Annotated in this window: 6 protein-coding genes; 1 reads left to right on the top strand and 5 read right to left on the bottom strand. The window is 71.4% G+C overall.

The annotated features are described in order from the left end of the window. A partial coding sequence (locus tag ACWEKM_RS46320) for a biotin carboxylase N-terminal domain-containing protein (RefSeq protein WP_280842533.1) occupies nt 1–93 on the bottom strand: 93 nt, incomplete at its 3' end. A gap of 370 nt (nt 94–463) precedes the next feature. Here ACWEKM_RS46320 and ACWEKM_RS46325 point away from each other — a divergent pair. Further along, nucleotides 464–1057 carry a hypothetical protein gene (locus ACWEKM_RS46325; protein WP_451627330.1) on the top strand — a complete coding sequence of 198 codons (594 nt, stop codon included), beginning with the start codon at nt 464–466 and terminating at the stop codon, nt 1055–1057. Here ACWEKM_RS46325 and ACWEKM_RS46330 read toward each other — a convergent pair. From ACWEKM_RS46330 to ACWEKM_RS46345, 4 genes are all read right to left on the bottom strand, one after another. Then, nucleotides 1029–1646: a Maf family protein gene (locus ACWEKM_RS46330; RefSeq protein WP_451627331.1), complete on the bottom strand. Its 618-nt coding sequence runs from the start codon at nt 1644–1646 to the stop codon at nt 1029–1031. The genes ACWEKM_RS46325 and ACWEKM_RS46330 overlap by 29 nt on opposite strands. Nucleotides 1647–1713: 67 nt before the next feature. Continuing rightward, on the bottom strand, nt 1714–1842 hold the full coding sequence (mmpB, locus tag ACWEKM_RS46335) for a morphogenic membrane protein MmpB (RefSeq protein WP_451627332.1): 129 nt from the start codon (nt 1840–1842) through the stop codon (nt 1714–1716). Nucleotides 1843–1948: 106 nt separating this feature from the next. Beyond that, entirely contained in the window at nt 1949–2158 is a 210-nt protein-coding gene (locus ACWEKM_RS46340; protein ID WP_451627333.1) for an acyl-CoA carboxylase epsilon subunit, read from the bottom strand. A 55-nt stretch (nt 2159–2213) separates the two neighbouring features. Further along, the coding region (locus tag ACWEKM_RS46345; protein ID WP_451627334.1) for a carboxyl transferase domain-containing protein at nt 2214–2696 on the bottom strand (483 nt) is incomplete at its 5' end.

Below are 2696 nucleotides of genomic sequence, written 5' to 3' on the forward strand. Positions count from 1 at the left end.
GTAGACGGCCACGCTCGCGATCCCCGCGTCCCGGCAGGCCCGGGCCACACGGACAGCGATTTCGCCACGGTTGGCGATGAGCACCTTGCGCACGATTGAGGCTCCCTCCTTGAAACAAGCCGAGTTTAGGGACTGCCGACACGGCACTTCGACCCGTCCCCACTGGTGAGCTTGCCCACACGGAGCGTGATACGAGGCCCGCTCGACCCGCGAAAGCCCTTGTCGCACCACGGCACGCAGGACTCCACCGGAAAACCCTAGCCCTGTCATGTGGTCAAGGTCTCTGTGAGAGCGTGCTGCGGCGCACTGCGTTTCTTTGTGGAGTCCCTACGAATGGCCCAACGATTCACTGGCGGCGACAGAACCCTTGTCCCCTGGTTTACCCGTTAGTAGCGTTCGCGGTGTCCGAACGTACTTCGGGTAACGGCAGTCCTGTCCGGGCGGGTCGAAAGGGGGTGGGCCGGTGGTGCGCAGACCGGTGGCATGGGTCGTGGCGGTCGTCCTCTTCGCCGAGGCGTTCTTCATCGCCGCACTGAACTGGTTCCTCGGGACGGTCGTCGACCGCCAGAACATGTCCTTGGCCGGTCTCGATCCGGGCACCATGGCGACGTCCTCGAAGATCGGCGGAGTGGTCTTCGGCCTCTACCTCGCGCTGGGCGGCCTGGCCGCCCTGCTCGTCGCGCTCCGCGACCGGGCCCCGTCCGGCCTCGCCTGCGCCCTGCTGATCAGCGTCGCCGTGGTGCACGGGCTGCTGGGCGCCTTCGCCTGGGGACTGGTGGGCTGGAGCGCGTTCCTGTTCATGGTGGTCGTGCTGGCCCTGGTCGTCCTGCTCCTGATGACGTACGACACCCCACCCGGCTCGGCCCGGTCGGCGGGCGGGGATACTCCGGGTACCGGCGGGACCCCGGAGGCCGTGGACGGCCCGGCGGCGGACTCCGGGGAGCCGGGGGCCGCCGCCGCCATCCGGCGGCCCCGGGGCGAGGTGGTGGCGACGCAGGACGACAAGCCCGCGACGGCCCCGCCGGGTCTCACTCCGCCGGTGTCCACAACTCCGTGATTCCGACGCCCAGTTCGGCGAGCAGCCGGCGCACCAGGGGCAGGCTGATGCCGATCACGTTGCCGTGGTCGCCGTCGATCCCCTCGATGAACGCGGCCGAGCGGCCGTCGAGGGTGAACGCACCGGCGACGTAGAGGGGTTCGCCCGAGGCGACGTACGCGGCGATCTCCTCGTCCGTCGGCTCGCCGAACCGCACCACGGTGGAGGCGGTCCCCGACACATACCGCTTGCTCGCCGTGTCCCAGACGCAGTGCCCCGTCTGCAGGGTCCCCGCCCGCCCGCGCATCGACTTCCAGCGGGTGGTGGCCTCCTCGGCGTCCGCGGGCTTGCCCAGCGCCCGGCCGTCCAGCTCCAGCACCGAGTCGCAGCCGATCACCAGCGCGCCCTGCGCCTCCGGCCGGGCCGCCACCACCGATGCCTTCGCCTCGGCCAGGGCGAGCGCCAGCTCGGCTGGGGTGGGTGCGGTCACCGCGTCCTCGTCGACGCCGCTGACGATCACCTCGGGGTCGAGCCCGGCCTGCCTGAGCAGCGCGAGCCGGGCGGGGGACTGGGAGGCGAGCACGAGTCGACGGCGCGGCTGGTCTGTCATGCGGTCAGCGTAACGGCGTGGGTCCGTCCCGCTCGCCGCGGCCCGGCCCCGCTCGCCGCGGTCCGGCTCATCGCAGCCCGGCCACGACCATCGCGAGCACCATGCCCAGCGCCATGAGGAGACCGAGCCGCCGCAACATGGCCTGCGCTTCGCGCAGTTCCTCGGGCGGCTCGTTCTCCGGGTCTGACCACAGCATGCCCCCAGCGTGGGGCTGGGGCGGGGAGGGCGCCTGAGTACGGGTACTCAACTTGGCGGCCGGTGTCGCTGCGCCGTACGCGGTTCCTCGCGCCCTGGGGGTGTTGCTAGCCGGGCCAGTAGGTGCGGGGCCAGGAGGCCGGGCCCGGGTGGGGGACATGGGCGGTGGTGATGCGGGCGGGGTCGGACCAGGCGTCCCCGGCGCCCTCGGCGCCGGACGGCGCACCGGCCGCCGCCGCGGCGCGGACCCGGACCACCGCCAGTGCGGCGGCCAGCTCCTCCGGGGTCGGATTGCCCCGTACGACCTTGATGTTCATGCCGCTCCCAACGGGTCTAGAGGGATCTAGAGGGGTCTAGCAGGATCTAAGGGGTCTAGAGGGGGATGTTGCCGTGCTTCTTCGGAGGCAAGGATTCCCGTTTCGTCCGCAGCTGACGCAGCCCGCGCACGATATGGCGGCGGGTGTCGGAGGGCAGGATCACCGCGTCGATGTAGCCGCGCTCGGCTGCTACGTACGGGTTGAGGAGGGTGTCCTCGTACTCCTGGATGAGCCGCTCCCGGGTGGCCTCGATGTCCTCGGCGTTCTCGCCGTTCGCCGCCGCCTCGGCGAGGGTGCGGCGGTGCAGGATGTTGACCGCGCCCTGGGCGCCCATGACGGCGATCTGGGCGGTGGGCCAGGCCAGGTTGAGGTCGGCGCCGAGGTGCTTGGAGCCCATGACGTCGTAGGCCCCGCCGAACGCCTTGCGGGTGATCACCGTGATGAGGGGGACGGTCGCCTCGGCGTAGGCGAAGATCAGCTTGGCGCCGCGGCGGATGATCCCGGTGTGTTCCTGGCCGACGCCGGGGAGGAAGCCCGG

The organism is Streptomyces sp. NPDC004752 (genome assembly GCF_053601275.1).